Below are 3,205 nucleotides of genomic sequence, written 5' to 3' on the forward strand. Positions count from 1 at the left end.
TTCCCCATTTTTCACCCGCTACGGAGGAGTTCGCATGACGCGAAAACGCCTGGGATTTTTCACCCGCCTGCTTGACGATGCTCCGCCAAAAGAGCGCTATCGCCTGGCGACGGAACAGATCCGCCACGCCGAACGCCACGGCTTTGACGCCGCATGGATAGCGCAGCACCACTTCCACGAAAAGGAGGGCGGTCTGCCGTCGCCGCTGCTGTTCCTGGCGCACGTTGCCGCCCATACGAAAACCATCCGCCTCGGCACGGCCATTATCACCCTGCCGATGGAAAACCCGCTGCGCGTCGCCGAGGACGCCGCCGTGCTGGATCTGCTCGCCGACGGTCGCCTCGAGGTGGGTTTCGGTTCGGGCGGTACGCCGACCTCGTTCCTGCCGTTTGGCCTGACGTTCGAGGACCGCGGCGCGGCCTTTGCCGACCATCTGCACGTTATCCAGAGCGCGTGGCGCGGCGATTCGCTCACCCATCCGGACAACCATCTCTTCCCGCCCGCGCCGCAGCTGGCCGAACGCATCTGGATAGCCACCTTCTCCGTTGACGGCGCCGTGCGCGCCGCTCGGGCGGGGCACGGGCTAATGCTTTCCCGCACCCAGCCGCGTCCGGCTGACGGGCTGGACTTAACGCTTGACGCCATCCAGAACCCGATTGTCGATGCCTATCTGGATGCGCTGCCGGCAGGCGTTGCGCCGCGGATCCTCGCCTCCCGTACCGCCTTCGTTGCCGACAGCGATGACTATGCCCTGAAGGTGGCCGCACCGGGCTTAGCCCGTCAGGCACAGCAGCATCGCGCCGCCGGACACGGGGTAAACGGGGATACCGTCCACGACTATCGCCGCCAGTTTGATGCCCACATCGGCGCGCCGGATACCGTGCTGGCCTCGCTGAAGGCGGACACGGTGCTGGCGCGCGCAACGGACATCTCATTCCAGGTTCACTCGGTCGAACCGTCGCACCGCGACACCCTGCGCTCGATTGAACTGATAGCAGAACAGATCGCCCCCCACATTCTTTGAGGAGAAACCTATGGCACTCAGTCAGGATATTCTTGCCGAGCTGGCGGAAATTGCGCCCGGTTCACCGCTGGCGAAGGCGCGCGCCGAGCGCGAGGCCGCCACGCGTCACGCCCAGGGAAGCTACGAAACCCTGTTCAGCCAGCAGGACAGCGACTTTGCGCTGGATGAACGCTTCGCGGTGGCGGCAAAAGTCGCCAAATGGCATAGCGCGGACGCGCTGGCCGCGCACTATGCAGGCTTTGGCCTGGCCGACCCGACCTCTGAACGGCTCACCCCGGCGCTGGGCTTCGCCCGCCTGCTCACCTTCTCTCCGGCTGAGGCGACGCCCGGCGCGCTCGGTGCCCTGACCCAGGCGGGATGGAGCAAAGAGGGTATTGTCACCCTGGCGCAGCTGATCGCCTTTGTCAGCTTCCAGAGCCGGCTGATCGCCGGGCTGCGCCTGCTGAATGATAAGCCCGTGGCCGCAAGCGACGTTGCGGCGGTTGCGGGGGTCTGGCACACCCACCCCACGACCCTCACCGGCAAGGCGGCGCCCGTGGTGTTTACCCAGCAGGAGCTGGGCTGGGAGCCGTGGCTCGCGGCCAAACCGCTGGCGGAGTTTCGCGACGACGAGGTCGCGATTCTGGCGAAATTCGGCCATACCGGTTCAGACTATTTCCGCCTGCTGGGCCGCAACCTGCCGGTGCTGGAGCAGCGCACGCTAACGGACAAAGGGATTTTCTACACTCCCGGAGGGTTGCCGCGCGCAGAGCGCGAACTGGCGGCGACGGTGGCCAGCAAAGTTAACGGCTGCATTTACTGCGCATCTGTCCATGCGCGTAAGGCCAGCCAGCTGTCGAAGGATGACTGTGCGGTAGAGGCGCTGCTGGCGGTGCGTCCGGGGCAATCCCTGAGCGAGGGGCAGTCCGCGCGCTGGCAGGCGGAAATCACCTTCGCGGCGGCGCTCTCGGTCACCCCGCCTGCCGTCACGCCGCTGCACCTTGCAGCCCTGGAAGAACAGGCGCTGGACACCCTTGAACAGCTCGATCTGGTCCAGTCCGCCGCCTTTTTCGCCTGGGCCAACCGGCTGATGCTGACCCTGGGCGAGCCCTGGCTTGCCTGACCGGAATCAGGCCAGCGCCCGCGCGTTGGCCTGACGTTTTTTGGCCGTCAGATGGCCATAGAGCAGGAGTGAGGTCATCGCAGAGAAGGACAACGCGGCAGCCGGCAGCGTGACATAGCTCCAGCTAAAGCCGAGCGTGATCGTCATGCCGCCAAAAAAGGCGCCAATCGCGCTGCCCAGGTTAAACGCCATCTGCCCACCCGCGGCGCCAAGCATTTCCCCCCCTTTCGCATTTTGCAGCAGCAGGATTTGCAGCGGCGCGGAGAGCGCGAACAGCCCGGCACAGCAGATGAAGCCCATCACCAGCGAGGCCGTTTTCTGCTCGCCAAAGGCGAAAAGCAGCAGCAGCGAGGCCACGATGACCATATCGGTCACGGCCGCGATGCGCAGCGGGCTGTAGCGCCCGGACAGCTTGCCGCTGAACAGGTTCCCGAGCACCATGCCGAGCCCCATCAGCATCATGATGACCGTCATCAGCCCCTCGGAAAAGCCCGAGACGTTAACCATAAACGGCTTCACGAAGCTGAACCAGGCGAACACGCCCGCATTGCCAAACATGGTGGCGGCAAAGATCAGCCAGGGCTCCGGCTTTTTAAGGAAGTGGAACTGCTCTGTCAGTCTGGCCGTTGATCGATCGCGGAGGTTCGGCACCCACGCCAGCACGGAGAGGATCACCAGCGCGTCGAAAATGGCAATCACTAAAAACGTATATCGCCAGCTGAACGCATGCCCCAGCCAGGTGCCCAGCGGAACGCCCACCAGGTTGGCGACCGTCATGCCGGCAATCATCCCCGCGACCGCGACCGTCACTTTGCCCGGCGGCGCGATCTTCGAAAGGATAATCGCTCCTACACCAAAAATGGCGCCGTGCGGGAACCCGGAGAGTAAACGCCCCGCCGCCAGCCAGAAATAGGAGGATGAAAGCGTGAAGATGGCGTTGCCCACCGCGCACAGGGCGACCAGAAACAGCAGCGTCGTTTTTAGCGAAAACCGGGAGGAAAAGAGCGCCACGATCGGCGCGCCAATCACCACGCCGAAGGCGTAAAAGGAGATCATGTTCCCGGCCGCGGGTATCGAAA

General features: G+C 64.3%; 3 protein-coding genes. 2 read left to right on the forward strand and 1 reads right to left on the reverse strand.

Features of this window, described 5'->3' with window-relative positions; genetic code table 11:
• Window positions 1–34 precede the first annotated feature (34 nt).
• On the forward strand, window positions 35–1,024 hold the full coding sequence (locus QMM04_RS21715) for a putative FMN-dependent luciferase-like monooxygenase (protein ID WP_282997010.1): 990 nt from the start codon (window positions 35–37) through the stop codon (window positions 1,022–1,024).
• A gap of 10 nt (window positions 1,025–1,034) precedes the next feature.
• Complete coding sequence (locus QMM04_RS21720) at window positions 1,035–2,126, forward strand: alkylhydroperoxidase domain protein (RefSeq protein WP_282997011.1); 1,092 nt, start codon at window positions 1,035–1,037, stop codon at window positions 2,124–2,126.
• 6 nt (window positions 2,127–2,132) lie between these two features.
• Here the strand turns inward: QMM04_RS21720 and araJ are convergent.
• The coding region (araJ, locus tag QMM04_RS21725; RefSeq protein WP_282997012.1) for an MFS transporter AraJ at window positions 2,133–3,205 on the reverse strand (1,073 nt) is incomplete at its 5' end.

The organism is Pantoea sp. Pa-EAmG (assembly GCF_030024295.1).
Classification (GTDB): Bacteria; Pseudomonadota; Gammaproteobacteria; order Enterobacterales; family Enterobacteriaceae; genus Pantoea; species Pantoea dispersa.